Raw genomic sequence first — 26,781 nt, forward strand, 5'->3', positions numbered from 1 at the left:
ATTCAGGGTCCGCAGAGAAAGGGGAGAGGTGGAGCGTCAGCCGCCCACCTGAAGCGTCACCGTGCGGCCACGTTTGTTGTAACTCAGGGCGTTGGCGCTGATCCCGGTGACGCGTCCGCCGTCCAGCCGGTCGCCCACGGTCACCCGCAGATAACGCCCGTTGCCCAGACGCACCAGCGCCCGGCGGTCGGAAGAGCCGCCGTAGATGCCGATCAAGTTGATGTCGCGCAGGTTAATCTCATTCTGCAGGGTCGCGGCCTGGGCCACCGAGCTTGCCGTCGGAGCGCTGGGGGCGACGCTGGCCGTACGCGGCACCGCTGCGGCTTGCGCAGCCGCCTGTTGCTGGGCCGCAGCCGCCCGCGCGACGATGCGGGCCATGTTGCGGGGCCGGGTGTCCGGCCGGCCGCTTTGTGTCACCGCAAGCCGCGTCGGGTTCACGAAAGGGTCGGGGCGGTTGGCCGCGGCCTGCACCGCGGCAGCGATCTCGGGCGTGAGTTGCAGGCCGCTTGCCTGTGCCGGGGCCGCCGCTGCGACCTGTGGCTCGGGCGTGGGTTCGGTTTCCGGTTCGGCCTCTTCAGGCTCTTGCGCGGGGGCGAGGGCTGCGGGGCGCGTGCGGGGGCGGAAGGCTTCCGCTTGCGCGCGCGTCAACTCGCCCAGAACCGGCGCATTGGCGCGGGCGGCGGCGGCCTGCACGATCTGCGCGGACCGCGGACGCGGGCGCAGTGTGTCCGCGTCGGGCGCTTGCGCGGTTGCCTCGACATTGTCGGCGTCAGAGACATCAACGGCCGCCTCAACCTGTGGGGCGACCGTTCCGGGGCGGGCCGGAGGCAGGACCGATGGGGTGCCGGTGACGACGATCACGTCTTCGCCTGTCACATCGGTTGGTTCGGCGTCCTCCGGTGGTGGCGGTTGCGGGGTGGCGCGGGCTTCCTCGGCCGATAGGTCGGAGGTGCTTTCGGTGTCAGCGACGGGCGCTTCGGGCTCCGCCACGGGGGCTGTCGTGCCGGGACGCACGGGCGGCAGGACCGGAGGTGATCCGGCCAGAACCAGCAAGTCGTCGCTTTCTACAAGGGGCGCATCCGCCTCGGCGATCAGCGCGGCCTGCGGCGCGGGCGTGGGCGCGGTGGTGCCCGGGCGCACGGGCGGCGCGATCCGAGGGCGCCCATTAAGCACGACCACGCCTTCGGGGGCGTTCTCGACCGGCTCTGCGTCCTCGGGCACGACCTCGGCGATCTGGTCCTGCGGTGTGATCTCGGGGGCGACGGTGCCCGGACGGGTGGGCGGGTTCAGCGGCGGCGTGCCGGCGATAACAAGAATACCGTCGGGTGTGGCACTGCCCTCGGGCGTGGCGATGACGCGCCCGTCGGCACCGAAGTTGAATGTGGCGTCGGGGGCCGGAGGATCAATCGGCGTGGCGATCAGCGCATCCCCGGCAACGCTGCCCGCATCCGCAAGGCGCGTCACCTCACTGCGGGGTGCGGCCTGCCAACCGTCACCCAGTTGCAACCCCGACAGGCTGGTGGTGCGCGGGGTCAGCGGGATGCGCGGCGCCCGCTGCCAGACGCCGGTGGCCGCATAGATGCGCGTGGCTTCCTCGGGTGAGAGAACATGCCCCCCCGCAGGCGCAGTGGGGGTCGCCAGCGTATCGCTCGCGGTTGGCACGGCCGCCACGGGCGCGGTCGCCTCGGGCGCGGTGGCGGCGACATCGACCGCTTCGGCCATAGGCGCGTCGACCTCGGCTTCGGGCTGGTCTTCCGGCGCGTCTGCCACCTGCGTTTCGGGCGCGCCGCCGCCGAACCAGCGGGCCAACCCCTCGTCCGAGAGGGCGGCGAAGGCGGCGATGGCGAAGAGCAGCACCAGCAACACCGCCGTCAGGATCAACCCGAGGAACCGGGGCTTTCCACCCACCCGCGCCTTGGGTTTGGCGACCTTGCGGGCGCCGAAGACCGTCAGGCGCGATGTCTTGTCAGAGGTGGCTTTCTCGGCGTCTGGCGCGGCGGCTTTGGACCGGGCCATGCGGCGGCTGGCGAACATGCCGCCCACCGCACCGCCAACTGTGGTAGTTTCAGTCGGGGGTGAGTTCGGCGCCACCTGCGCCGGTGTTTCGGCCGAGAGGGTTGCGGCAACGCGGGCCGCATCGACCGGGTCCACCGCAGCCGGGGTGCCGGTAATCGCCGGGGCCGCGTCGGTCGGGCCAGCCTCGTCCACCGAAGGGGCGGGGGCCGCGTCCGATGCGGGCACGCTGTCGGGGGCGGCGACCGGGGGCATGGCGTCGGTGCCCTTGCCCGTGGGCACCGCGAGTGGCGGCGGGGTGGGGCGGCTGACGCTGGGTTCGGCCCGGCGCGACGAGAAGCTTGCAGCCTCGGGCGAGCCGGACGCTTTGGCAGGCACAGCGGGCGCCGGAGCCGAGCCTGACGCGCCCCGACCCTCGTTGCGATCCGCGCGCAGCCGTGACGCGAACACGGGCGCGGCTTCGGCGACGGCTGCGGGTGCCTCCGGAGTGTGGTCCGATGCGTCCTCGGCCGGGCTTGCCGTTGGGATGGCCGGCACGTCTGGGGGCGGCGGTGTGATGATCGCGTCCTCCGGCGTGTCGTCCGTCCGCCCCGCCTGCGGCATCTCCACCGGCTCCGGATCGGGTTCGGCGGCCGGCTCGGCGGCATTCACCGGATCGGGCAGGGCGTCGGGGGCGGGTTCGAACGCGGGGTCAGCGATCTCGCCCGACGGCGTGATCGGCGGCACGGGAGGTGCGGCGCGCTCTTCATCGGGGACGTCCGGTGTCGCCACAACAGGTGCGGCCTGTGCTGCCACGGCCGGCAATGCGTCTGACTCGTCCTCGGTGCTCACCTGCGCCACGGGATCCGTTGGAGCTTCATCCATATCGGCAGGCGGCGACGGAGGTGTCCCCCCCTCGGGCGGCAAATCGACGGTGCCGGTGACGATTACCGGCTCGGCATCACGCTCCGCCTCGGCCCCGGCGACTGAGCCGAAGAACGCCTCACCGACGAAGGTGAAGGGTTCGGGCACGGCGGCGAAACTGACGGGGTTGAAGCCATGCTCACGGGCGAAGGCTTCGGCTTCGGCCAAAGTCTCACGCGCGACGGCGGCGACATAGGTGCGGCCACCCCCCTTGGCGTAGTCATAGGCCAACTCGTCCAGCGCATAGGGCGTCGTGCCGTCCAGTGCGGCGCGCACGTCAGCCTCTTCCGCGCGGGTGCCATCGATGGCGATATAGCGGATTTGATCGTTTGGAATCAGTAGCTTGGTCGCGATCGGGTCAGAGGTCAGCGTCAGCGCGTCCGCCCGCAGGCGTTCCAGCGCGCCGTTGACGTCGGGATCGTCCAGCGCCACCTGACCGACAAGGTGCCAGCCATCGGCGACACGGTGCATCAGGCGCAGGCCGTCGAAGGAAAGGGACAAGGCAAAATTGGGTTTCATCGGCGTGACTTAGCATCCTGCGCATGGGCTGGAAACACCCCATCCTGTTGCCGATCAAGGCTATAGCAAGGTTCCGCCCACGCCAAGGCGAAGATTCTTGCCATGTTCCCCCGGGCGCGCTCCTATGGAATGCGTCACACCACTATATCCATCATACCCCGGAGGTTTCCCCATGCGATCCACCCTTGCCATCGGCGCCCTTGCCGCCACTTTGTTAAGCGCAACGCTGGCCACCCCGCTGGCTGCCGAAGCCCCCGCCCGCACGATCACCGTCACCGGCACCGCAGAGGTCAGCGTCGATCCGGACATGGCCACGGTGATGATCGGCGTGCAGACCGAGTCGGAGCATGCAGCCGAGGCGCTGGATGCGGCGAGTGTCGCGACTTCGTCCCTTCTGTCCTTGCTAGAGGCCGAGGGCATCCCCCCGGAGCAGATCCGCAGCAGCACCATCCGCCTGCAGCCACGCTATTCATCAAGCGCGCTGAGCAGCGGGACTGAAATCACCGGCTATCAGGCGGTCAATTCGATCATGGTCGAGGTGATGTCCCTCGACCGTCTGGGCGGCCTGCTGGCAGCGTCGGTCGGAGAAGGGGCGAACCGTCTGAACGGAGTGACTTTCGGCCTGCAGGACCCGGACGAAGCCACCGATGAGGCGCGCCGCCTTGCGGCGGCCGATGCCCGGCGCCGCGCGGAGCTTTACGCCGATGCGGCCGGGGTGTCGCTGGACGGGCTGGTCTCTTTGTCGGAAATGGGCGGCGGCAACTACCGGCCCATGCGCGCCGAACCGGTCATGCTGGAAATGGCCAATTCCGCGCCGCAACACGACGTGCCGACCGCGCCGGGGCAGATCGACGTGTCTGCCTCCGTCAACATGGTTTTCGCGATCGATGCGGATGACGACGAGGACTGACGCAAAAAAGGGCCCCACGAGGGGCCCTTTTCTTTCGCTTTGGGTCTGGGATCAGGCTGTTGCCTTGCTCAACGCCTGATCCAGATCGGCGATCAGGTCTTCCACATTCTCAAGCCCGATGGACACCCGGACGACGTTCGGCCCGGCACCCGCCGCCTCTTGCTGCTCCGGCGTCAATTGCCGGTGGGTGGTCGAGGCCGAATGGATGATCAGCGACCGCGTGTCGCCAAGGTTGGCCACGTGGCTGAAAATCTCAAGGCTGTCGACAAGCTTGACGCAGGCGTCGTAGCCGCCTTTCACCGCGAAGGTGAACAGGGCCGACGCGCCACGAGGGCAAACCGTCTTGACCCGCTCGAAATAGGGCGAGGATTCAAGTCCCGCATAGGTGACATAGTCCACACGGTCGTCCGCCTCGAGCCATTTGGCGACCTTCGTGGCGTTCTCGACGTGACGCTCCATGCGCAGCGACAGGGTCTCGATCCCCATCAATGTGTAGTGCGCGGCTTGCGGGTTCATCGTCATGCCGAGGTCGCGCAGACCGATGGCGATGCCGTGGAAGGTGAAGGCCATGGGGCCGAAGGTCTCGGCGAAGACGGTGCCGTGATAGGCGGGCTCGGGCTGGCTGAGCGACGGGAACTTGTCCGAAGCGGTCCAGTCGAACTTGCCGGAATCGACAACGCAGCCGCCCATGACCGACCCGTTCCCGGTCAGGTATTTCGTTGTGGAATGTACCACCAGCGTGGCGCCGTGCTCGATGGGGCGGCACAGATAGGGCGTGGCGGTGGTGTTGTCGATGATCAGCGGAACGCCAGTCTCATCCGCGATATCCGCGATGGCGCGCACGTCCATGATATAGCCGCCGGGGTTGGCGATGGCCTCCCCGAAGATGGCGCGGGTGTTGTCGTCGATCGCGGCGCGCACGGCGTCGGTGTCGTCCATGTCGACGAACTTCGCTTCCCATCCGAAACGTTTGATGGTCTGGCTGAACTGCGTCACGCTGCCGCCGTAAAGACGGGTGGAGACGACGACATTCATGCCCGGCTGCATCAGCGGAAACAGCGCCATGATCTGCGCCGCGTGCCCGGACGCGCAGCACACCCCGCCGACGCCGCCTTCGAGCGTGGCAATGCGTTCCTGCAGCACCGCGACCGTGGGGTTCGTCAGGCGCGAGTAGATGAAACCGACCTCTTGCAGGTTGAACAGCGCCGCCGCGTGATCGGCATCGCGGAACACATAGGCCGTGGACTGATAGATAGGCGTATTGCGCGCGCCGGTGGCCGGGTCGGGCTGTGCACCGGCGTGGATCTGCAGGGTGTCGAAGCCAAGGGAAGGGGTGTCGGTCATGGAAGTCTCCAGCAATGTTTCGACGCTAGGTCTAAGGGCTATGCCGCGGGACCTCAATGCAAGCGACGAACGAAGTCCAATATTGTTCCTCCGGGGGACCGGTGCGAACATGCGTCCCGACGGGCAGCACGAATGCAGCAAGGTTTCCCGCCCCTCGCAAAGCCGCAGGCGGGATCGCGTGCGGCCGACCTGCGCCTCCGGCGGGGATATTTGCAAAGCAAAGATGGGTAAGGTTTCGTTAACCCTTCGGTGGCAGGCTCGGGGCGCGGTACAGGCGGGGACGTCGATGGCCGTAAGCGAAGATAAACTCTTGTGTTTGTCAGATCCGGTGCTGGCCATTGATCGGCGCCGGATTTTAACCGCCCTCATCTTTGTTTCACAAATATCCTCGGGGGGCCCGAAGGGCGGGGGCGGACAGCCCCCTCGACGGCGCGGCACTTTGCCGTTCGGCACGTCGGGTTACCTGCTTGCCGCAGGCGCCGATCGTCACATTTTGCGAACTAGCGCATCCAGAAGCCGTGTTTCTTGATCCGGTTGCGGATTTGCTGTTCCCGCGGTGGCAGATCGGACTGATCAAACAGCGCGCGCACCTTCTGGCCGCGGCCCTGATAGATCATCCGTTTGAAGGGGTCATATTGCTTGAGCCATTTCTTGATCCGGTTCGGGCCGGTGACCTCTTCCAGCACCTGAACGACCGCGGCATCCTCGCGCGCGTAGAGCAAGGGCAGAAGGCGGTAGTGACAGGTCAGATCGCCATCGAGCCCGTCAAGCTCCGGCCCCGGGCGGCCGCCGCCGAAGCTGTGGATCACCAGCGGCAGACTCACCTGATCGAGCCAGGGATCGAGGGATTGCAGCACCAGTTCTTCGGGGGTGTTGTCGCGGATGTCGCGCGCCCAGTCCCGCCAGCGGGCCCCGAACGCCGGCGCGTCATGCCCCGTTACCCAGCCTGCGTTAAAATAAAGGTAGCGTTCCCAGTATTCATCGGGTTGGGCGAGGTCCAGACTGCTGTCGAAGTCCAGCCCGTAGCGGTCGTAAAGCGCCTTCCAGATGGCGGAGTAGCCCGGCCAGTAAAGCTCCTCCTCGGGCCAGGTGCCCGTGCGCCGCATGGAGGCCGCGGGACGGGTGAAGTCGGTCGACAGGCCGCCCAGCTCGCCTAGGATGAGCGTATCACTGTCCAGAAAGAGGAAGTTGCGCCCTTCGGGCATCGCGCAGAGCGCTTCAATCTTGTTGCCATGGGGGTAGCTTTGCCCGAAGGCTGTGTTGTCGAACGGCAGGATCTGCGCCCCCAGATCATCAAGCGCGCCCTTGATGTCGCCCCGCATGGTCGGGTCCTTGTCCCAGAGCGGGCCGGGTTGCGGTTCGGCAATATAGAGCGTGCCGGCAAACCCCGGCGATTTCGCCCGCAAAGAGGCCGCCAGCAGCAGGCATTCGAACTGCAACCGCCCCGCCTGTCCGACCGCGACGATATCGAAGTCGGACGCGCGGGGGGCCGTGTCGCCGGGCGCCAGAGCGGAGGGTGATTGAGCCATTTTGCTTGCCTGATTGCCTGTTGCCTGCACTATAGCGGCGCATCCGCGCCCGAGGGAAGGGCAGCGGGGCGCTATATTTCAAGAAGGATATTTCAATGCTTGATCTTGTTCTACCGCTTTTCATCGGGCTGGCGTTGGGGATTGCGCCGCCTGCCGCGCCGGAGGGTGTCACCGCGGATACCGGGGGGCCGGGCCCGGAGGCCGCCGAGCCATCGCTGGCCGAAGGGTCGGGCGATCACCTCGACGCCAGCCGCACGCCCGAGCCGCAAGACCCCACCGGCAAGTTCACCACGGCGACCGAAGTGCGGCCCATTCTGGACATGACCAAGGGCAACTGGATTGGCGTGCGCGAATACGAGGGGCAGGACCTTTTGTATTTTACCCATCTGATGGCGTGGCGCTGCGGCCTTTGGGACATCCGCTACGGGATCAACGGCGCGCCCGCTGAAGAGGTCATGGCGATGGAGCCCTGCAACACCGACCACGCCCAGCCCAATGCGATGATCGACGTCGAGAATTTTCTGCCTTACGTGGCCTTTCCGCTGCAATCGATCGACAGCGTGAGCGTCGAGATCGTCTATGACGACGGCACCACCGATGCGGCCGAGTTCACCCGGGATGAGGTTCGCATTCCCTAACCGTCAGGTCGCAGCATGCGGATCGAGCAACGGGGCCGGGGTGGCCCTGTTGCGCTCGCCCAGCATCAACATCGCGGGCGTGACCACCAACGTAAGCAAGGTCGCCACGACCAGCCCGCCCGCAATGGCCGCCGAAAGCTCGGTCCACCACTGGGTCGACGGCGCGCCGTAGACGATTTCGCGGGTGAAGAAGTTCAGGTTCAAGCCGATCACCATCGGCATCAACCCGAGCGCCGTTGTCACCGAGGTCAGAAACACCGGACGCAGACGTTGCGCGCCGGTGCGCAGCGCGGCCTCAAGCGGGGATTGCCCGGCCTTTTTCAGGTCGTTGTAGGTGTCGATCAGGACGATGTTGTTGTTCACCACGATCCCGGCCAGCGCGATGACGCCAATGCCGCCCATGACGATGCCGAAGGGGCGACCGGTGACGACCAGCCCCATCAGAACCCCCGCGATGGAGAAGACGATCGCGCTCATGACGACAAAGGCCTGATAGAAATTGTTGAACTGGATCACGAGGATCACGAACATCAGAAAAATCGCGGTGATGAAGGCGCCGACCAGAAAAGTCATGCTTTCCTGCTGGTCTTCCGCCTCACCCGCGAAGGAGTAGCTCACGTCGTCGGGCAGATCGGCGGCGTCGATGGCGGCGCTCAGCGCGATCACCTGATCGTTGACCAGCAGCCCCGGCGCGACGTTTGCCTCGATCGTGGTGACGCGCTTTTCGTCGATACGCCGGATCACGCCGGTGCGCTCGGAGGGGGCGAAGGTCACGAAGTTCGAGATCGGCACCAGACCGGACGCGGTGGGCACCCGCAGGCTGGCCAGTTCCGCAAGCGAGCGATCCTCACGCGGGAAGCGCACCCGGATGTCGAGCGAGCCGTCCACATCGCCGGGGCGGTAGTCGGCCACCGTCACCCCCTGGGTGAGCAGTTGCACCGCTTGCCCCAGAAGGCTCACGTCCGCGCCGAACCGCGCGGCTTCGGCCCGGTTCACAAGGATCGACACTTCGACCCCCGGCACCGGGCTGGTGTCCGTCACGTCGGTAAATCCGCCCAGCCGGTCCATGATCCCGCGGATCATCAGCACCGCTTCTTCCTGCTTTTCCGGGTCGCGCCCGGTGATCTGCAGGTTCACCGGCTTGCCCGAGGTGGGCCCCATGGATTGGGCCTGCACCTGCACGTCGATGCCGGCGATGTCGGCCACGGACTCGCGGATCTCCATGCCAAGCTCGTCCGCCGTGCGGCGCGTGTCCCAGGGTGTGAGTTCCAGTTGCAGCGTGCCGATGGTTTCCTCATCCCCCTGACCGGCGCTCATGGTGGAGCGGGCGTAGATGCTGGCGATCTCGTCGTAAGGCAGCAGGCGGTCTTCCACCGCGCGCACCAGCGCATCGCGCTCGAAGATCGAGAAGTTGTCCCGCGCGCGCACCTGCACCTGCATGAAGTCCGGCTCGGGCGAGGGGAAGAAGCTGACGCCCTTGCCGAACTGCCCATAAAGGCTGAAGGCCCCCAGCAGCATCGCGATGGCCAGCAGCAGCGTGGCACCCGGGCGCAGGATGGCCCAGTGCAACAGCTTGACATAGGCGCCGGTGAAGCCCCCCATGTCACGCGGATCGCCCAGTTCGGCCGCGTGCAGTGCCGCCTTGTCCTTGGCGCTTTGTGGCTGCCGTTTGCCGATGAGACCGCCCACGACCGGGATGAAGATCAGCGCCATGAACAGCGATGCAAACAGCGTCAGGATCACCGTCGTCGGCAGGTATTTCATGAACTCGCCGACCATGCCCGACCAGAACAACAGCGGGAAGAACACGCTCAGCGTGGTCGCGGTCGACGCGATGATCGGCCAGGACATGCGCTTGGCGGCAAATGCATATGCCGCACGGGCGGGCATCCCTTCTTGCAGCTTGCGGTCGGCCAGTTCGACCGTGACGATGGCCCCGTCCACCAGCATCCCCACCACAAGGATCAGCGAGAAAAGCACCACGATATTCATGGTGTAATCCATCACCCAAAGCGCTGTGACGCCGGCCAGAAACGCCCCCGGGATCGCCAGACCCACAAGGATCGCCGAGCGGGTGCCCAGCGCGAAGACCACGACAATCATCACAAGGATCACCGCGGCGATCACGTTGGCCTCTAGGTCGTTGAGCAGATCTTTGACGGATTTCGATTGGTCCTGCAGGTAGGTTACGTTGATGGAGTCCGGCCATTCGGCTTTCAGCGCGGCGACGCGGGCCTTCACCTCGTCCACAGTCTCGATGATGTTTGCGCCGGAGCGTTTGGTCACCTCGAGTGCCAGCGCGGGCTGCCCGTTGATCCGCGCGAACGAGCTGGGGTCCTCGAAGGTCCGGCGCACTGTCGCCACGTCTCCGAAGGTCACCACGGCGTCGCCGCGCACCTTCACCGGGATCGCCATGACGTCTTCGAGGTCTTCGATAAGCCCCGGCACCTTGAGCACGATGCGTCCGGCCCCGGTCTCGATGGCGCCTGCGGCGATCAGACGGTTGTTGCGCTGGATCTGCCCGATCAGTTCATCAAAGGACAGGTTATAGGTCTCGAACACGGTAGGATCGATCAGCACCTCAAGAAACTCGAACCGCTGGCCGCCGATATCCACCTCAAGCACCCCTTCAAGGCTTTCCAGCTCTTCTTGCAGGGTTTCAGCCAGCGCGTTCAGCGTGCGTTCGGGCACCGGACCTGAGAGGATCGCGGTGATCACCGGGAACAGCGCGGTGTTGATCTCGGTGATGGTGATGTCGTTGGCGTCCTCGGGCAGGTCGCCTTGGGCGCGGTCTGCGGCCTCGCGCACCTTGTCGAGGGCTTCGTCGTTGTCGCCGCCCGGCGTGAATTCAAGCTGGATCGACGCAAAGCCCTCGGTGGCCTCCGAGCTCATCTTGTCGAGCCCCTCGATTGAGCCGAACTCGGTCTCCATCGGTTCGAGCAGCAGGCGCTCTGCATCCGTGGGACTGATGCCGTCCAGCCCCGTGGAGATGTAGAAGAAGGGCAGGGGGACTTCGGGATTGGCCTCTTTCGGGATCGCGGAATAGGCGTAGGCGCCCACGGCCAGCAGCATCATGAGCGCCATCACCACCACGCGAGAGCGCGAGAAGGCGGCGTCGATCAACGTCCCCATCAGGAGGGCTCCGCAGTCATGGGGGCCACGGTTTCGTCGATGTTCACGAATCCTTGGCCCACGGTGATGATGTCGACCGCGTCAGGCAGGCCGGTGACCCAGATGCCGTCGATCTGCGCCTTGACGATCTCGACGGGGTAGAATTCGACGATGTTGTCGGCATTCACCGTTTTGACGCCCAGCGTGCCCTGCGTGTCGAGCGAGACGATGGACGGCGCGATGAAATGGGCCGTCACCTCACCGGTCGGGATCACGATCTCGGCGGAGATGCCCGCAGGAATCGCGCCGTCCGCGTTCTCGACCTCGATCTCGGCGCGGAAGGTGCGGGTCTCGGCGGCGGCGGAGCTGCCCACGAAGGTCACGGTGCCGGGAAGCTCCTCTCCGGTGATGAAGCGGACGACGGCGGGCTGGCCCACCTCAAGCTGGGTCAGCGATTGCTGGGGCACGCGGATCACCACGGTCAGCGGCGTGATGTCCACCAGCCGGCCCACCTCGGACCCGGCCGAGACGAATTCGCCCTCGTTGATGTGCAACTCTTCGATGCGCCCGGCGAAGGGGGCCGTGATCGTCAGCGATTTGGCGGCTTCCTGCACGGCGGTGACCTGCGCTTGTGCTGCGGCAAGGGCGGCGCGGGCCTGGGTCACGCGGTCCACCGTGGCAACTCCACGCTCCAGCAGGCTTTGCGCGTTGTCGAAATCGCGCTGGGCGCGGGCAAGCTCGGCCTCGGCGCGGTTCGTGTCCGCCGCGTTCGTCGTGAGATCGAACCGGGCGATCACCTCTCCGGCGTCCACGTCGTCGCCCTTGCGCACCAGAACCTCGGCAATGTCGCCCGAGGCTTCCGCCCGCAGCAGTGTGTCGCGGTCCGGTTCGGCCTGTCCTTCGGCGCGGAACACCTGCGGCACCGTCTCGGCGGTCGAGGGCTCAACCGCGACGGCCACCGGCGCGGGTTCTTCGCGCAGGGGCGGGGGCGCGTCATCCTCGGACGGCAGAACGAAGCCACTGCCCATCCAGCCGACGATGGCAATCAGAAGAAAGGCTGCGAACCATGTGGAGCGGGACGCGCCCTTGTCGGTCTCGAACTGCAGGGTCCGCGCCACTGGCGCATCCGCCCCGGGGCCGGTCGATGGATCCGCCCGGCGGGCCTCGGTCACGGCGGGGGACTCCGGTGACAGGTCCGAAACATTCGACGGCGAATTCATGTGGTATTTCCTCAAGTGACGTCCGGGACGCTCCAACGTGGGTGTCATGTGACCTATTTTTGCGAAAATTCAAACCCGAACCATAAAGATCAGGTGAAATTGACCCCGTCCGGCTCTGCGCGCACTCCTCCTTGGGGGCCATGAGCTGCGATCGGCAAGACCTATCAGCCCGTGGCCGCGCGCAGGGACGTCGCACTTCACCATTTCTCACTTGCTAGCGAGGGGGCGTTTCAGCTACGTAAACCCACGACCCGATCTCGGGAGAACCAGTTCGCTGGTGCCGAAGGAGCAACCGCCTCGGAATCTCTCAGGCCACAGGACCGAGACCGGAATGACGACAACTCTGGAGAGTGGTGCCGCACGCACCCGCCGAAGGGATAACGATCTCAGGCGAAAGGACAGAGGAGGCACCAGCGCGCAGGAATGATCCTGCGTAGGACAGGTGCCGCTTGATTCGTTAAGGGTCTCGCCGGCTTGAAAGAGACGAGTGGCGATATGGCTGAACTGTTGAAGACCCCGCTTTATGATCTGCACTTAGAGGCAGGCGCCAAGATGGTGCCCTTTGCCGGCTACGAAATGCCGGTGCAATATCCCATGGGCGTTATGAAAGAGCATCTGCACACGCGGGCCAAGGCCGGCCTGTTCGATGTGAGCCACATGGGGCAGGTGATCGTGCAGGGCGACAGCTACGAAGCGGCCGCGCGGGGGCTTGAGCGGTTGATCCCTGCGGATGTCCTTGGGTTGGAAGATGGGCGCCAGCGCTACGGGTTCTTCACAAACGACGCCGGCGGGATCGAGGATGATCTGATGTTCGCCAACCGGGGCGATCATCTTTACGTGGTGGTCAATGCTGCCTGCAAGGGCGCGGACATCGCACGGATGAAAACGGCGCTTGAGCCGGATCTCACCGTGGCCGAAATCACCGACCGCGCGCTGTTGGCGCTGCAGGGCCCTTCAGCCGAGGCGGTGCTCGCCGCACTCGATCCGCGCGCGGCCGACATGGCCTTCATGGATGTGGCGACGCTTGACCTCAACGGGGTTGAGGCCTGGGTGTCGCGCTCGGGCTATACCGGTGAGGACGGCTATGAGATTTCCGTGCCCGCCGTGCATGCAAGTTCCATCGCCAAGGCGCTGCTCGAGCATGACGACGTTGAACTTATCGGGTTGGGCGCGCGGGATTCCCTGCGGCTTGAATCCGGCCTGTGTCTTTACGGCAATGACATCGACGCGAAGACCACCCCGGTCGAAGCGGCTTTGACCTGGGCGATCCAGAAGGTCCGCCGCGCGGACGGTGCGCGCGCGGGCGGTTTTCCCGGTGCCGATGTGATCTTTGACCAGATGGCAAACGGCGCCGCGCGCAAACGCGTCGGCCTGCGCCCCGAAGGCCGCGCCCCCATGCGCGAAGGCGTGCAACTCTTCGCCGACGCGGCCGGGGGCGACAGCATCGGCATCATCACCTCGGGCAGCTTCGGCCCCACCGTGGGCGGCCCCGTTGCCATGGGCTATGTGACCGCCGATCACGCGACCACGGGCACCACTGTTTACGGTGAATTGCGCGGCAAACGCCAACCCCTTACACTCACCAAGATGCCCTTCACACCGGCAAACGTTAAACGATAACAGGAAGATAGAGCTATGAAATATACCGAAGAGCACGAATGGCTCCGCGAAGAGTCCGACGGCGTCTATGTCGTGGGCATCACCGAACACGCCACCACGCAGCTGGGCGATCTGGTGTTCGTGGAACTGCCCGAGGTGGGCACCACGGTCAGCAAGGATGACGAGATTGTGGTGATCGAGAGCGTCAAGGCCGCCTCGGACATTCTGGCACCGCTGGACGGCGAGATTGTCGAAGTGAACGAAGCGCTGGCCGAAGATCCGAGCCTGGCCAACAGCGACGCCATCGGCGACGGCTGGTTCTTCAAGATCAAACCGTCCGACCTGTCGCAGATGGACGACATGATGGACGAAGCCGCCTACAACAAGATGATTGGCTAAGGACGCAAACCCATGACCTTCACGCCCACTGATTACCTGCCATACGATTTCGCGAACCGTCGCCACATCGGCCCCTCGCCCGAGGAGATGGATGCCATGCTGGACGTGGTGGGCGCGAAGGACCTTGACGCGCTGATCGACGACACCCTGCCGCCGCAGATCCGCGCTAAGGCCCCCTTGGACTTTGGCAAACCCAAGTCCGAGCGTGAATTGCTCCACCACATGAAAGAGGTGGCCGGCAAGAACAAGGTGCTCGTCTCGCTCATCGGGCAGGGCTATCACGGCACGGTCACGCCGCCCGCGATCCAGCGCAACATTTTCGAGAACCCCGCCTGGTACACGGCCTATACGCCCTACCAGCCGGAAATCAGCCAGGGCCGGCTTGAGGCTTTGCTGAACTTCCAGACCATGGTCAGCGATCTGACCGGGCTGGAAATCGCCAACGCCTCGCTTCTGGATGAGGCGACCGCCTGCGCCGAGGCGATGACCATGGCGCAGCGGGTGGCCAAGTCCAAGGCCCCCGCCTTCTTCGTGGACGAGAATTGCCACCCGCAGAACATCAACGTGATGCGGACCCGGGCCGAGCCTCTGGGGATCGAGCTGATCATCGGCGATCCCGACGATCTGGACGCCGAGGCGGTCTTCGGCGCGATCTTCCAGTATCCCGGCACCCACGGGCGGCTGCGCGATTTCACGCCGCAGATGCAGGCGCTGCACGCCGCTAAGGCCGTGGGCGTCATCGCCGCCGACCCGCTGTCTTTGACGCTGTTCAAGGAACCGGGTGCGATGGGCGCGGACATCGCCGTGGGCTCGACCCAGCGGTTCGGCGTGCCCGTGGGCTACGGCGGGCCGCACGCGGCCTATATGGCAACCAAGCAGGCCTATGCGCGCAACATGCCCGGCCGGATCGTCGGTGTCTCCATCGACGCCCACGGCAATCGCGCCTACCGTCTGGCGCTGCAAACCCGCGAGCAGCACATCCGCCGCGAAAAGGCCACGTCGAACGTCTGCACCGCGCAGGCTTTGCTGGCGGTGATGGCCGGGTTCTATGCAGTGTTCCACGGGCCGAAAGGTCTCCGCGCCATCGCCGAGCGCATCCACCGCAAGACCGCGCGTCTGGCCGAAGGGCTCAAACAGGCGGGCTTCGATCCGCGCCCGGTGACCTTCTTCGACACCGTGACGGTCGAGGTGGGCGACAAACAGCGCGAGATCATGGACCGCGCCGTGGCGAACGGCGTCAACCTGCGCAAGGTCGGAGAGGACCGCATCGGCATCTCGCTGGATGAACGCACCCGCTCTGAGACCATCGAAGCGGTCTGGGCGGCCTTCGGCATTGATCGCAAGGACAAGGACTACACCCCGCACTACAGCGTGCCCGACAAGCTGATCCGCACCTCTGACTACCTGACGCATCCGGTGTTCCACATGAACCGGGCCGAGACGGAAATGATGCGCTACATGCGCCGTCTGGCCGACCGCGATCTGGCGCTCGACCGGGCGATGATCCCGCTGGGCTCTTGCACGATGAAGCTAAACTCCGCCGCCGAAATGATGCCGGTGAGCTGGGACGAATTCGCGCTGTTGCACCCTTACGTCCCCAAGGATCAGGCCAAGGGTTACACGCAGATGATCGACGATCTCTCGGCGAAACTGTGTGACATCACCGGCTATGACGCGATCTCGATGCAGCCGAACTCGGGCGCGCAGGGGGAATATGCGGGGCTACTGTCGATTGCGGGCTATCACCGTGCCCGGGGCGAGGAGCACCGCAATATCTGCCTCATCCCCATGAGCGCCCATGGCACCAACCCCGCCAGCGCGCAGATGGTCGGCTGGAAGGTGGTCCCGATCAAGTCGGCCGACAATGGCGACATCGATCTGGACGATTTCCGCGCCAAGGCCGAACAGCACGCCGACAATCTGGCCGCCTGCATGATCACCTATCCCTCAACCCATGGCGTGTTCGAGGAAACCGTGACCGAGGTCTGCAAGATCACCCATGACGCGGGCGGGCAGGTCTATATCGACGGGGCCAATATGAACGCCATGGTGGGCCTGTCGCGCCCCGGCGATCTGGGCGGTGACGTGAGCCACCTGAACCTGCACAAGACGTTCTGCATCCCCCACGGCGGCGGCGGTCCCGGCATGGGGCCGATCGGGGTCAAGGCGCATCTGATCGAACATCTGCCGGGCGATCCGGTGGAGGGCGAAGGTGCGGTGTCGGCGGCGGCCTTCGGCTCTCCGTCGCTTCTGCCGATCTCATGGGCCTATTGCCTGATGATGGGCGGTGAGGGGCTGACGCAGGCGACGCGGGTGGCGATCCTCAATGCCAACTACATCGCCAAGCGGTTGGAAGGCGCGTTCGACGTGCTCTACAAGGGGCCGTCGGGCCGTGTGGCGCATGAGTGTATCATCGACACGCGCCCCTTCGCCGACAGCGCCAACGTCACCGTGGATGACATCGCCAAACGGCTGGTCGATTGCGGGTTCCACGCGCCGACCATGTCGTGGCCGGTGGCGGGCACGCTGATGATCGAACCCACGGAATCCGAGACCAAGGCCGAGCTCGACCGGTTCTGCGATGCCATGCTCGCGATCCGGGCCGAGATTGCCGAGATCGAGGACGGCAAGATCGATGACAAGAACAACCCGCTGAAGAATGCGCCCCACACGATGGAAGACCTCGTGAAGGACTGGGACCGCCCTTACAGCCGTGAGACGGGCTGCTTCCCGCCCGGCGCCTTCCGCGTCGACAAGTATTGGCCCCCGGTCAACCGCGTCGACAACGTCTGGGGCGACCGGAACCTGACGTGCACCTGCCCGCCAATGGAAGACTACGCCGAAGCGGCGGAATAACAGCGAGCTGGCCAAGATCGAGAGCCCCCGCCCGGTAAAACGGGCGGGGGTTTTCGTTTGGAGGGGGGACACGGAAGAGGGCTGTGGCTGGGGTGCGCATACACAAGGGCTGCGTTGGCCCGCCGGGGTGGCGGAACGCCGCCCCGATGGGGGCGGGCCGGCGTTGCCCGGCGTGCCGCCGGGCTGGGGCGTCGAATTGTGGGGATTGATAGCAGACGAGCGGTTGAAAAAATCTCACAAGACGTGCGTCGTGCTGCGCGTGCGGCGATGACGGTGGCCTGCGCGAACGCGAGTTGCTGCGCAATTCGCGGCCTCGCGCGGATCGGGTGGGGGTGATTGGGTGTGGCCCTATTGGCCCTTCGGGTGCCGAAATGCGGTGCATTTCGGCAGTGGTGGGCGACCCTGGAATCGAACCCGGCGTGCGTCTCCGCGAGGGAACCGCAGGTGGCCCTTGTCGCCGTGAGACCCTTGCGCATGCAGTGACCGCAGTGGCCTGCGCGAACGCGAGTTGCTGCGCAATTCGCTGCCTCGCGCGGATTGGGGGGTGTCCGGGATTGGCCCTATTGGCCCTTCGGGTGCCGAAATGCGGTGCATTTCGTCAGTGGTGGGCGACCCTGGAATCGAACCAGGCGTGCGTCTCCGCGAGGGAGTTACAGTCCCCTGCCACACCTTGCGGCCTGTCGCCCACTGGCGGCGTGAATAGCTTTGGCCTTGGGGGGCGTCAACCTCATTCAGCGCAATTCTTTGGCAGCCCTTGCGGTTTTTTGCGATCCCCCGCATGAGAGGGGCAACCGAAAGGATATGGCGATGAAGAAACCTCAGTGGGTGGTCGACAAGGAGCGCGACAAACGGGCGGCGGCGAACCATACGGTGTGGCTGTTCGGCCTGCATGCGGTGCGTGACGCGCTGCTCAACCCGGCCCGGGAAAAGCTGCGGCTGGTGGTCACGCGCAACGCGCTGGACCGGCTGGGCGATGCGGTCACTCCGGGCCAGAACGGCTGCCCCGAGCCCGAGATGTCCGAGCCGCGCAAGTTTGCCGCACCGCTCGACCCGCAATCGGTGCATCAGGGGGCTGCGCTTGAGGTCAAGCCGCTGGACTGGGGCAGCATCGCGGACCGCTGCATGGGCGACGGCAAGACCCCCCCGCGGGTGCTCTTGCTGGACCGGGTGACCGATCCGCACAACGTGGGCGCAATCCTGCGGTCGGCGGAAGTGTTTGGCGCGCAGGCCGTCATCGCCATGAGCCGCCATGCCGCTCCGGAGACCGGCGCATTGGCCAAAACCGCCAGCGGCGCGCTTGAGCGGCAGCCCTATCTGCGGGTGCGCAATCTGGCCGAGGCGATCACCGAGCTGCAGGACATGGGCTATCTGGTGCTGGGACTTGACGGTGAAGCCGAGGAGGGGATCGAGGCGGCGATCGAGGGCAAACGCGACCGCGCGATTGCGCTTGTGCTGGGTGCCGAAGGCCCCGGCCTGCGCGAGAAGACCAAACAGACCTGCGACAGATTGGTTAAAATCGACTTCGCCGGTGAATTTGGCTCGCTCAACGTCTCGAATGCGGCGGCGGTGGCCTTATATGCCTCCCGTGCCTAGGCAAAAGGAGGCTGCATGCCCGTCACCAAGATCGCGACCTGCTGCTATTGCGGCACCCGCGCGGCGCTGCGCCTGCGGGGCGCGGAGCGACATGAGCTGAGCTGCGCCAGCTGCGGCGCGCCGCTGCGGAACATGAAAGAGATGCCCGTGGCACGGGCGGCGGGATCGGTGGGCCAGTCCACCGGCAAGCCGGCGCGAAACCCGGCAAAACCGGTCGCGGCGCCATCTGCCAAGCGGTCCCGACCAGACCGCACTGAGACGCGAAATCCCAAAAAACGGCGAAATCGCAAGGGGTTGTGGCGCAAGATTGCCGAAGAGGTTTGGGACGAGATCGAGGATATTTTCGACTGAGCGCGCCCGTCGCGGTCACGTTTGCCTGATCCCCCTTACATTTCTGCGAATCGTATCCATATCAGATCTGGAAACGGAGACTGGAACCTCTCTGTTTTGTCTTACTGTCCCTCGTTCCGTACCTCGCGCCCGCACAACGATGCGGGCGCTTTTTTGTCACGATTTGATAGGCTAGGATCCGGATATGTATAGCGATGACCTGCTCAGGGATGTGTTCACCCGGACCGCCACGATTGCGGTCGTTGGCGTGTCGGCCAAACCCGAACGGCCAAGCCATTATGTGACCGAGTTCCTGCAACGAAAAGGCTACCGCGTGATCCCCGTCAATCGCGGTCTTGCGGGGCAGGAGCTGTTCGGCGAACGGGTTTATGGCTCGCTGTCCGAGGTGCCCGACGACGTGGACATGGTGGATATTTTCCGCCGGTCCGAGGCTGTGCCCGCCGTCGTTGAAGAAGCGCTCGCGCGTTGGCCGAAGCTTGGCACGATCTGGATGCAGATCGGGGTGGAGCACGCGGGGGCCGCCGCTGCGGCAGAAGCGCGGGGCGTGACCGTGATCCAGAACCGCTGCCCGAAGATCGAGTATCCCCGCCTGTTCGGGGCGGCATCGGTTGCTGACCTGTAGCTGGTTTGGCGTGGGGTGAAGGGGGGGGCGCTGCCCCCGGCCTGCGGCCTCCCCCGGGATATTTTTTCAAGCAAAGATGGGAAGGGCGGATCTTGGCGTGGGGGGCGTTCAGAGGGCGAGGTCGGCAGCGACGCGGATGTCGCGCAGGGGGCGCACGCGGCGGATCGATTCCGCATAGAGCGGGTGGGCCTTGTAGGCGGCGAGCGCGGCTTCATCCTCGAGATCGGCGATCACCACAAAATCCGGATGCGGGCCGGGGATCTCGTCCAGCCCGAGGTTGCGGTGCACTGCGAATGCCCGCGCGTGGGGATTGTCCTTGAGCAGCCAAAGGCCGGCTTCGATCTCGTCCAGGTCGGCGCGGTCGATGGCGGAGAAAAACGCGATGTGGCGGATCATCGGCTGGCCTTTTCTTGCAGGCCCGATTGGGCGGTGCGGCGCGCCAGTTCGGCTTCGATCGCGTCAAGCGTGACTCCGTGGGCGGCGCACATGACCAAGAGGTGATAGACTACGTCGGCGGCTTCCGATGTCAGCCGCGCGGCATCCCCTTTCGTGGCTTCGATGATCGCCTCAACCGCTTCTTCACCGAATTTTTCGGCGGCCTTGTCCGGGTTGGCCAGCAGCCGGGCGGTCCAGCTTGTTTCGGCATCCGCTTGCGCGCGGGCGGCGATGGTTTGGGCGAGATCACGGATCGACATGTCAGAGCCTCACAGGAATTCCGGCGGCATCCATATGCGCCTTGGCTTGCGGGATGGTGAAGGTGCCGAAGTGGAAGATCGACGCGGCGAGCACCGCAGACGCGCCGCCCTTGGTGACGCCTTCGACCAGATGATCCAGCGTGCCGACACCGCCGCTGGCGATGACCGGGATCGAGACCGCATCGGTGACAGCGCGGGTCAACTCGAGGTTGAAGCCGGATTTGGTACCGTCGTTGTCCATCGCGGTGAGCAGGATTTCCCCCGCGCCCTTGGCTTGCGCGGTCAGGGCGAATTCCACCGCGTCGATGCCGGTGGGGCGGCGCCCGCCATGGGTGAAGATTTCCCAGCGGCCCGGCGCGACGGTCTTGGCGTCGATGGCGCAGACGATGCACTGGGCGCCGAAGCGCAGCGCGGCTTCGGTCAGCACGTCCGGGTTCGCCACCGCCGCCGAGTTGAACGAGACCTTGTCGGCCCCTGCGAGCAACAGTTTGCGCACGTCCTCATGGCTGCGCACGCCGCCGCCGATGGTCAGCGGCATGAAGCAGGCCTCGGCCGTGCGGGTGGCCAGATCGTAGAGCGTGCCACGGTTCTCTTCCGTGGCCATGATGTCGAGGAAACAAAGCTCATCCGCGCCTGCCGCGTCATAGGCCTTGGCGGATTCCACCGGATCGCCGGCGTCGACCAGATCGACGAAGTTCACACCTTTGACAACGCGACCGTTGGCGACGTCAAGGCAGGGGATGATGCGGGTTTTCAACATGGGATACGGTCTAGGGGGCTTTGCGGGGGGCCGCAAGCGGCAGAGGCGCGCGGGTCGATCAGCCTTTGAGCGTCTCGAGCGCGGTGGCAAGGTCGATGGCCCCGTCATAAAGCGCGCGGCCCGAGATCGCGCCGGAGATCACCCCGGTGGCTTTCAGCGCCGCGAGGTCCTCCATCGAGGAGACGCCGCCTGACGCGATCACCGGAATGTCCACCGCCCGGGCGAGGGCTTCGGTCGCGGCGATGTTGGGCCCTTTCATCGCGCCGTCGCGCAGGATGTCGGTGTAGATGATCGCGGCGATTCCAGCATCCTCGAACGAGTGGGCGAGGTCTTCGACCTGCACGTCGGTCTCCTCCGCCCAGCCCTTGGTGGCGACAAAGCCGTTGCGCGCGTCCAGCCCCACGGCGACCTGACCGGGGAACTCTTTCGCGGCCTCCCGCACAAGGGCGGGGTCCTCCACCGCCACGGTTCCAAGGATCACCCGGGCCAGCCCCTTGTCGAGCCAGCTTTCGATCGTTTTCATGTCGCGGATACCGCCACCCAGTTGCGCAGGCACCGGGCAGGCTTTGAGGATCGCTTCGACCGGGGCGGCGTTGACCGGCGCACCCGCGAAAGCGCCGTTGAGGTCCACCAGATGCAGCCATTCACACCCAGCGGCGACAAAGGCCCGGGCCTGAGCGGCGGGGTCGTCGTTGAACACCGTGGTCTGATCCATGTTGCCATGCACCAGCCGCACGGCCTGTCCGTCCTTGAGGTCAATCGCAGGGTAGAGGATCATCGCAGGCACCTTTCGTTTGCCGCGTTTATGCACGCACCTGCGGCGGATGCAACGGACCCTACGTCACGGTTGAATGGAATCAGGGATTGCAGGCAGGATTGTCGCAATCTCAGGGAGGAGACACGCAACATGAAGACATTTCTGGTCACGCTTGCCGCCATGGTCGGCTTTGCCTCGGCGGCTTTTGCCGACCCCATCGAGGGAACATGGCGCACCGAAACGGATGACGGATCCTATGCGCTGGTGAATATCGCACCCTGCGGTCCGGCCTATTGCGGGGTGATCGCGCGGACGTTCAACGCCTCGGGCGAATACCAATCGGAAAACATCGGCCGGCAGATCGTCATCAACATGGTGCCGCAGGGTGGCGGTGCCTATGAGGGGCAGGTCTGGCGTCCGTCCAACAACAAGGTCTACCTTGGCAAGATGGACATCTCAGGCAACACCGCGCGGCTGCGTGGTTGTGTTGCCGGGGGGCTGTTCTGTGCCAGCCAGACCTGGACGCGCAATTAAGACTCAACTTGAGGATCGCGCCGCAGTGATCTGAGGAGCAAAGGAAAGCCGCACCCGGAGATTGACGGGCGCGGCTTTTTTCATGGGGTCCAGCCGAGGAAGTTGGCAATCATGCGCAGGCCCGCCGATTGGCTTTTCTCGGGGTGGAACTGCATCCCGATGATATTGTCTCGCCCAACGATGGCGGTGATGTCGCCGCCGTAGTCGCAATGGGCGAGCCGTTGGGTGGGGTCGGTCATCTGCATCGCCCAGGAATGGACGAAATAGGCGTGATCTCCGGTCAGAATGCCCTGAAGCACCGGGTGCGGGGCGTCAATCACCAGATCGTTCCAGCCCATGTGCGGCACCGGTAGGGTTGGGTCGGCAGGCGTGATCGCGCGAATCTCGCCGTCGATCCAGCCAAGGCCCTGGGTCTCTTGATATTCAAACCCGCGCGTGCCGAGCATCTGCATGCCAACGCAAATGCCCAGAAACGGCACGGCCCGATCCTCGACCGCTTCGCGGAGCGCGTCCGCAAGGCCCGGGATGCCATGCAACTGGGCCTGACAATGGGGGAAGGCCCCGTCTCCGGGCAGCACGATCCGGTCGGCGCGGCGGACGGCATCAGGGTCCGAGGTGACCTGCACCCGGCCTGCACCCGTCTCGCTGGCCATCCGTTCAAACGCCTTCTGCGCCGAATGCAGATTGCCGCTGTCGTAGTCGATCAGGACCGTGGTCAAAGGGCACCTTTGGTCGACGGGATCGCGTCGCCTTTGCGCGGGTCGGTTTCCACGGCCACCCGCAGGGCGCGGGCGACGGCCTTGAACGCGGCTTCGACGATGTGGTGGCTGTTGAACCCGTGCAGCCGGTCGATGTGCAGGGTGATGCCGCCGTGGGTGCTGAAGGCCTGAAAGAATTCGCGCACCAGTTCGGTGTCGAAAGCACCGATTTTCGTGGTCGGCAGGTCCAGATTGCAGATCAGATAAGGCCGGGCCGACAGATCAAGCGCGGCGCGCACCTGCGCGTCATCCATCGCCAGATGGCAATCGCCATAGCGGTTGATGCCGCGCTTGTCGCCCAACGCCTTGACCAGCGCCTGACCCAGTGCAATGCCCGTATCCTCGACCGTGTGGTGATCGTCGATGTGCAGGTCGCCCTTGGCCTTCACCGTCATATCGATGAGCGAATGGCGGGCCAGTTGGTCAAGCATGTGGTCGAAGAATCCGACGCCGGTCTGGTTGTCGTAGGTTCCCGTCCCGTCGAGGTTGAGTTCGACGCTGATCCGGGTCTCGGCGGTTTCGCGGGTGATCGTGGCTGTGCGCATGTGGGCATCCCTTTGAAGTCGCGGCCCTTATAGGGCGCGCGTCCGACCGGGCCAAGCCACTAGATCATGTGGGTGTGGCGTCGAATGCGCGGTCGCCGCGTCGCATCCGAGGACGGGCTTGACGTGGGCCGCCGCTGCGGTAGCTGTTGGACCCGCAAAGGCTTGAGAATTTTCGGCGCAGAACAGGGGCAGGGCAGCATGAATTCGGACTTTCTGGACATCCCGCAGGGCAAGATCGCTTCGGTGGTGACGCATCTGGAAATGCGCGAGAAACCCGAAGTGGCGCCCCATCCCGCCCCGGCCGCCGAGCTCGTGTTCCACGCCCGTCCGGAGCTTGACTGGTATCGCGATCTGTTCAGCCGGATCGGCGCGGACTGGCTGTGGTTTTCCCGGCTGGGGCTGAGCGACGCAGAGCTTGCCTCTGTGCTGAACGACGACCGGGTGCATGTCTATTCGGTGCGCGTCGATGGCCGCGATGAGGGGATGTTAGAACTCGATTTTCGCGAGCCGGGCGAATGCGAGCTTGGGTATTTCGGCTTCACCCCCGCGATGGTGGGCAAGGGGGCGGGACGGTGGCTTATGGGGCAAGCGATTGCCAAAGCCTGGGCCGAGCCGATCACGCGGTTTCATGTGCACACCTGCACGCTGGACAGTCCGCAGGCGCTGCCGTTCTATCTGCGCTCGGGTTTCACCGCTTACCGCCGACAGGTCGAGATCGCCGATGATCCGCGGCAGGCCGGTATCCTGTCGCCAGACCGCGCGCCGCACGTGCCGATCATTCCCGCCGACTGAAACCGGCGTCAGGTCAGGTGCCTAGGACAGGACGACGCGGCGCGGCATTGTCAACGTCCAGACCAGCCCGTCCGGCGCGTAGTCGATCACGGCCTTGCCGCCGACCGAAGCCCCGGCGATTGTGCAGATGACCGTTTGGCCGAATCCGGTCCGGGTGGGGGCCGAGACCGGCGGTCCGCCCTGTTCCTCCCAGCGCAGCACAAAGGTATCCCCCTCATAGCGCCAAGACTGGTCGATATGCCCGGTATCGTTCGACAGCGCGCCGTATTTCACCGCGTTCGTTGCAAGCTCATGAAACGCCATGCCGATCCCCTGTGCTGCATCGGTGGCGAAGCGGGCCTTCGGGCCGGACAGATGCAGCCGGTTGTCCTCGCAATGCACAAAGGCCGAAAGCTGGCCGGTGGCGATGGTGCGCAAATCCACGGAGTCGAGATTGTTGGACACCAGCGCATCAAGGTTGCGGCCCAGCCCGGCCAGCCGCGCCGAAAACCGTTTGAGCGCGTCGTTCGAAGCCTCGCGGCCGAAGGTGCGCCGTGCGATGGCGTTCACCACGGTGAGCAGGTTCTTGGACCTATGGCGCACCTCAAGCAGCAAAAGGTGGCTGTGTTCCTCGGCCTGTTTCAGGCTGGTGATATCCATGATCGCCACGATGCCGGTCACGGGGCGCGGCAGCCCGTCCGGCTGGCGCGGCTCGAACCGGACTTCCTTGCGGGCCGCGACCCAGCGCAAAGAGCCGTCGCGATGTTGCACGCGGTGTTGCACGTCTATGGAAGGCGCGGATTCGGGGGGCAGTAGCCGGTGCACCTCATGCTCGATGGTGTCGCGGTCGGCCGGGTGGATCCGACCGTGCAGCTCGGCGCGGGCAATGGGCACCTCTGCCGGCAGATCGAAAATCTCGGCGGCGACGGGATCAAGGGTGATCGTATCGCGCAGATAATCGACATCCCCCATACCAAGCCCGGCCACCTTGCGGGCAATCTTGTAACGCTCTTCAAAGGTCGTCGGGGCAGGGGGCATGGGCAGGTCCGGCGCATCAAGGGGATGGCCGTTCGGCCTGCCGTCAAAATGCGCGACCTTGCACCGGTTGGCAAGGCGAAGCGACCGGCGAGGGGGCGCCGCGTGCTTTGGTCGAAATGTTATGGAAGTGACGAAATGGAGCGGGCGAGGCGATTCGAACGCCCGACCCTAACCTTGGCAAGGTTATGCTCTACCCCTGAGCTACGCCCGCACCGTTTCGTGAGGCAGGATGTATAAAGTCTGGCTGGCACCCGCAAGAGGAAAAAACGACTTTTCGCGAATATTTTTCACCCCCGGCGCGGGCCTTGGTTTTCCAGCGCAAAACGGGGCGGAGAACGAAGAAAGGGGCGACCAAATCCATGGCCGCCCCTTTCCCCTTGGTCCTCGAGAATGCAAAAAACGAGGGACTTATTGGAAGTTGTACACCAGCGAGACGCCGAAGGTGTTGTCGGTGTCTTTCAGGCCCGGCTGCGGGTCGGTGTGGTATTCGGTCTGCACGCTTGTGCGCAGGGCCAGCACGTCGGTCATCGCCACGTTCACGCCAAGATCGTTGTAGACCACGGTGTCGCTGTCCGACGCGATGATGTCGGTGTCATTGGTGAGCGAGACGGTGTCTGTCAGGCTATTGTAATAGTTCGACGACACGCTGATCGCGGGCTCTTCAAGATCGTCCGCCGTGTTCAGATCTGCCACACGGTAGCCGACGCCACCCTGCACCGACCACTGCAGATCGGCGGTGTTGTAGATCCGGTAGCCCACACCCGCGCCAAGGTAGTTGTCAGAGGTGTCGAAGGGCAAGCTGTCGACGGAGCCCTGCAGCTTGGCGAACCCGAAGTAGGAGCGGCCGAAGTCGCGGGTGTATTGCGCGCTGTAAAGCAGGCTCTCTTCGGTCGAGACGCCATCGGTCTCTGCGTACTGGTAGCTCAGCTGCAGGTCATAGCCGTTGAGACCGTCATAGTAGCCCATGTTCATGCCAAGGCCCACGGATGCGTTGTCAGTGTTGCCGTCCGTAGCATTGGCTTGCAGGGCGACCGATCCGTCGAACCCGAGGGCACGGCCTTCGTTGCCGAACGACGGCACGTCACGCTCGAAATCGTCTTCGATGCTTTCGCGCAGGTCTTCGTTGCGGGTCTCGGCGGCGGAATCGCCCAGAACGGTCTGTGCCATGGCGGGCGCGCCCGCGAAAGCGACAACGGCGGCGGTCATAAGAAGGTATGTTTTTGTCATGATAAGTCCTGTTCGTTCGGGACGCCGCGGCGGCGTCGATCGTGCTGCCCAAGGCAGCGTTGCATTCACGTCGGACCAACAGTGCTGCG

General features: G+C 65.1%; 23 protein-coding genes, 2 tRNA genes and 2 riboswitches. Of the genes, 10 read left to right on the forward strand and 15 right to left on the reverse strand.

Annotation, left to right across the window (positions count from 1 at the left end; all coding sequences use genetic code 11):
• Nucleotides 1-36 precede the first annotated feature (36 nt).
• The gene (locus DC363_RS07485) at nt 37-3,435 is read right to left on the reverse strand and encodes a hypothetical protein (RefSeq protein WP_196778391.1); all 3,399 of its coding nucleotides are present in this window, start codon (nt 3,433-3,435) and stop codon (nt 37-39) included.
• A 172-nt stretch (nt 3,436-3,607) separates the two neighbouring features.
• Between DC363_RS07485 and DC363_RS07490 the strand changes: the two genes are divergently transcribed.
• On the forward strand, nt 3,608-4,345 hold the full coding sequence (locus tag DC363_RS07490) for an SIMPL domain-containing protein (protein WP_108640510.1): 738 nt from the start codon (nt 3,608-3,610) through the stop codon (nt 4,343-4,345).
• Between the two features lie 51 nt (nt 4,346-4,396).
• On the opposite strand, the gene DC363_RS07495 is transcribed toward DC363_RS07490, so the two are convergent.
• Nucleotides 4,397-5,689, reverse strand: a complete 1,293-nt coding sequence (locus tag DC363_RS07495) for an O-acetylhomoserine aminocarboxypropyltransferase/cysteine synthase family protein (protein WP_108640511.1) — start codon at nt 5,687-5,689, stop codon at nt 4,397-4,399.
• Nucleotides 5,690-6,189: 500 nt separating this feature from the next.
• Nucleotides 6,190-7,218: a hypothetical protein gene (locus tag DC363_RS07500; RefSeq protein WP_108640512.1), complete on the reverse strand. Its 1,029-nt coding sequence runs from the start codon at nt 7,216-7,218 to the stop codon at nt 6,190-6,192.
• Nucleotides 7,219-7,313: 95 nt separating this feature from the next.
• Between DC363_RS07500 and DC363_RS07505 the strand changes: the two genes are divergently transcribed.
• The gene (locus DC363_RS07505) at nt 7,314-7,856 is read left to right on the forward strand and encodes a hypothetical protein (protein ID WP_108640513.1); all 543 of its coding nucleotides are present in this window, start codon (nt 7,314-7,316) and stop codon (nt 7,854-7,856) included.
• Nucleotides 7,857-7,859: 3 nt separating this feature from the next.
• On the opposite strand, the gene DC363_RS07510 is transcribed toward DC363_RS07505, so the two are convergent.
• Together DC363_RS07510 and DC363_RS07515 are read right to left on the reverse strand one after the other, a co-directional pair.
• Nucleotides 7,860-10,988 (reverse strand): efflux RND transporter permease subunit, encoded by a 3,129-nt coding sequence (locus DC363_RS07510; protein ID WP_108640514.1) that lies wholly within the window; start codon nt 10,986-10,988, stop codon nt 7,860-7,862.
• Complete coding sequence (locus DC363_RS07515; RefSeq protein ID WP_108640515.1) at nt 10,988-12,187, reverse strand: efflux RND transporter periplasmic adaptor subunit; 1,200 nt, start codon at nt 12,185-12,187, stop codon at nt 10,988-10,990. Before DC363_RS07515 ends, DC363_RS07510 begins: the two co-directional genes overlap by 1 nt.
• A gap of 248 nt (nt 12,188-12,435) precedes the next feature.
• A riboswitch (glycine riboswitch) is annotated at nt 12,436-12,520 on the forward strand.
• Nucleotides 12,521-12,599, forward strand: a riboswitch (glycine riboswitch).
• Nucleotides 12,600-12,682: 83 nt separating this feature from the next.
• Here DC363_RS07515 and gcvT point away from each other — a divergent pair.
• The 3 genes from gcvT to gcvP are packed head-to-tail and all read left to right on the forward strand — an operon-like array spanning nt 12,683 to nt 17,041.
• A complete protein-coding gene (gene gcvT, locus DC363_RS07520) occupies nt 12,683-13,807 on the forward strand; it encodes a glycine cleavage system aminomethyltransferase GcvT (RefSeq protein WP_108640516.1) in 1,125 nt (374 codons plus the stop codon).
• Between the two features lie 15 nt (nt 13,808-13,822).
• Complete coding sequence (gcvH, locus tag DC363_RS07525) at nt 13,823-14,185, forward strand: glycine cleavage system protein GcvH (protein WP_108640517.1); 363 nt, start codon at nt 13,823-13,825, stop codon at nt 14,183-14,185.
• 12 nt (nt 14,186-14,197) lie between these two features.
• Entirely contained in the window at nt 14,198-17,041 is a 2,844-nt protein-coding gene (gene gcvP / locus DC363_RS07530; protein WP_108640518.1) for an aminomethyl-transferring glycine dehydrogenase, read from the forward strand.
• 602 nt (nt 17,042-17,643) lie between these two features.
• On the opposite strand, the gene DC363_RS16825 is transcribed toward gcvP, so the two are convergent.
• Nucleotides 17,644-17,727 (reverse strand) — tRNA-Tyr (locus DC363_RS16825).
• A gap of 121 nt (nt 17,728-17,848) precedes the next feature.
• Here DC363_RS16825 and rlmB point away from each other — a divergent pair.
• The 3 genes from rlmB to DC363_RS07545 all read left to right on the forward strand — a co-directional run bounded on the left by rlmB (nt 17,849) and on the right by DC363_RS07545 (nt 19,607).
• Entirely contained in the window at nt 17,849-18,634 is a 786-nt protein-coding gene (gene rlmB, locus DC363_RS07535) for a 23S rRNA (guanosine(2251)-2'-O)-methyltransferase RlmB (RefSeq protein ID WP_108640519.1), read from the forward strand.
• Between the two features lie 15 nt (nt 18,635-18,649).
• A complete protein-coding gene (locus DC363_RS07540) occupies nt 18,650-18,985 on the forward strand; it encodes a hypothetical protein (protein WP_108640520.1) in 336 nt (111 codons plus the stop codon).
• A 184-nt stretch (nt 18,986-19,169) separates the two neighbouring features.
• Nucleotides 19,170-19,607 (forward strand): CoA-binding protein, encoded by a 438-nt coding sequence (locus tag DC363_RS07545; RefSeq protein ID WP_108640521.1) that lies wholly within the window; start codon nt 19,170-19,172, stop codon nt 19,605-19,607.
• 108 nt (nt 19,608-19,715) lie between these two features.
• Here DC363_RS07545 and DC363_RS07550 read toward each other — a convergent pair whose 3' ends face one another.
• From DC363_RS07550 to hisA, 4 genes are read right to left on the reverse strand one after another with little or no spacing between them, the layout of a single operon-like run.
• Nucleotides 19,716-20,003 carry a Dabb family protein gene (locus DC363_RS07550; RefSeq protein WP_108640522.1) on the reverse strand — a complete coding sequence of 96 codons (288 nt, stop codon included), beginning with the start codon at nt 20,001-20,003 and terminating at the stop codon, nt 19,716-19,718.
• Nucleotides 20,000-20,302 carry a phosphoribosyl-ATP diphosphatase gene (locus DC363_RS07555; protein WP_108640523.1) on the reverse strand — a complete coding sequence of 101 codons (303 nt, stop codon included), beginning with the start codon at nt 20,300-20,302 and terminating at the stop codon, nt 20,000-20,002. Before DC363_RS07555 ends, DC363_RS07550 begins: the two co-directional genes overlap by 4 nt.
• 1 nt (nt 20,303) lies before the next feature.
• Nucleotides 20,304-21,062, reverse strand: a complete 759-nt coding sequence (hisF, locus tag DC363_RS07560; protein ID WP_108640524.1) for an imidazole glycerol phosphate synthase subunit HisF — start codon at nt 21,060-21,062, stop codon at nt 20,304-20,306.
• Nucleotides 21,063-21,120: 58 nt separating this feature from the next.
• Complete coding sequence (gene hisA / locus DC363_RS07565; RefSeq protein ID WP_108640525.1) at nt 21,121-21,840, reverse strand: 1-(5-phosphoribosyl)-5-[(5-phosphoribosylamino)methylideneamino]imidazole-4-carboxamide isomerase; 720 nt, start codon at nt 21,838-21,840, stop codon at nt 21,121-21,123.
• Between the two features lie 129 nt (nt 21,841-21,969).
• Between hisA and DC363_RS07570 the strand changes: the two genes are divergently transcribed.
• Nucleotides 21,970-22,353 (forward strand): DUF2147 domain-containing protein, encoded by a 384-nt coding sequence (locus DC363_RS07570; RefSeq protein WP_108640526.1) that lies wholly within the window; start codon nt 21,970-21,972, stop codon nt 22,351-22,353.
• Nucleotides 22,354-22,433: 80 nt separating this feature from the next.
• Here DC363_RS07570 and hisH read toward each other — a convergent pair whose 3' ends face one another.
• Nucleotides 22,434-23,072, reverse strand: a complete 639-nt coding sequence (hisH, locus tag DC363_RS07575; RefSeq protein ID WP_108640527.1) for an imidazole glycerol phosphate synthase subunit HisH — start codon at nt 23,070-23,072, stop codon at nt 22,434-22,436.
• Nucleotides 23,069-23,656, reverse strand: a complete 588-nt coding sequence (hisB, locus tag DC363_RS07580; protein ID WP_108640528.1) for an imidazoleglycerol-phosphate dehydratase HisB — start codon at nt 23,654-23,656, stop codon at nt 23,069-23,071. The genes hisH and hisB overlap by 4 nt, the downstream gene beginning before the upstream one ends.
• A gap of 198 nt (nt 23,657-23,854) precedes the next feature.
• On the opposite strand from hisB, the gene DC363_RS07585 reads away from it, so the two are divergent.
• Nucleotides 23,855-24,448: a GNAT family N-acetyltransferase gene (locus DC363_RS07585; protein ID WP_108640529.1), complete on the forward strand. Its 594-nt coding sequence runs from the start codon at nt 23,855-23,857 to the stop codon at nt 24,446-24,448.
• A 21-nt stretch (nt 24,449-24,469) separates the two neighbouring features.
• Here DC363_RS07585 and DC363_RS07590 read toward each other — a convergent pair whose 3' ends face one another.
• The 3 genes from DC363_RS07590 to DC363_RS07600 all read right to left on the reverse strand — a co-directional run bounded on the left by DC363_RS07590 (nt 24,470) and on the right by DC363_RS07600 (nt 26,692).
• The gene (locus DC363_RS07590; protein ID WP_108640530.1) at nt 24,470-25,465 is read right to left on the reverse strand and encodes a sensor histidine kinase; all 996 of its coding nucleotides are present in this window, start codon (nt 25,463-25,465) and stop codon (nt 24,470-24,472) included.
• Between the two features lie 136 nt (nt 25,466-25,601).
• A tRNA-Gly gene (locus tag DC363_RS07595) sits at nt 25,602-25,676 on the reverse strand.
• 197 nt (nt 25,677-25,873) lie between these two features.
• Nucleotides 25,874-26,692 (reverse strand): DUF481 domain-containing protein, encoded by an 819-nt coding sequence (locus DC363_RS07600; protein WP_108640531.1) that lies wholly within the window; start codon nt 26,690-26,692, stop codon nt 25,874-25,876.
• Nucleotides 26,693-26,781: the final 89 nt, after the last annotated feature.

The sequence above is a fragment of the Thalassorhabdomicrobium marinisediminis genome, from assembly GCF_003072065.1.
GTDB lineage: Bacteria > Pseudomonadota > Alphaproteobacteria > Rhodobacterales > Rhodobacteraceae > Octadecabacter > Octadecabacter marinisediminis.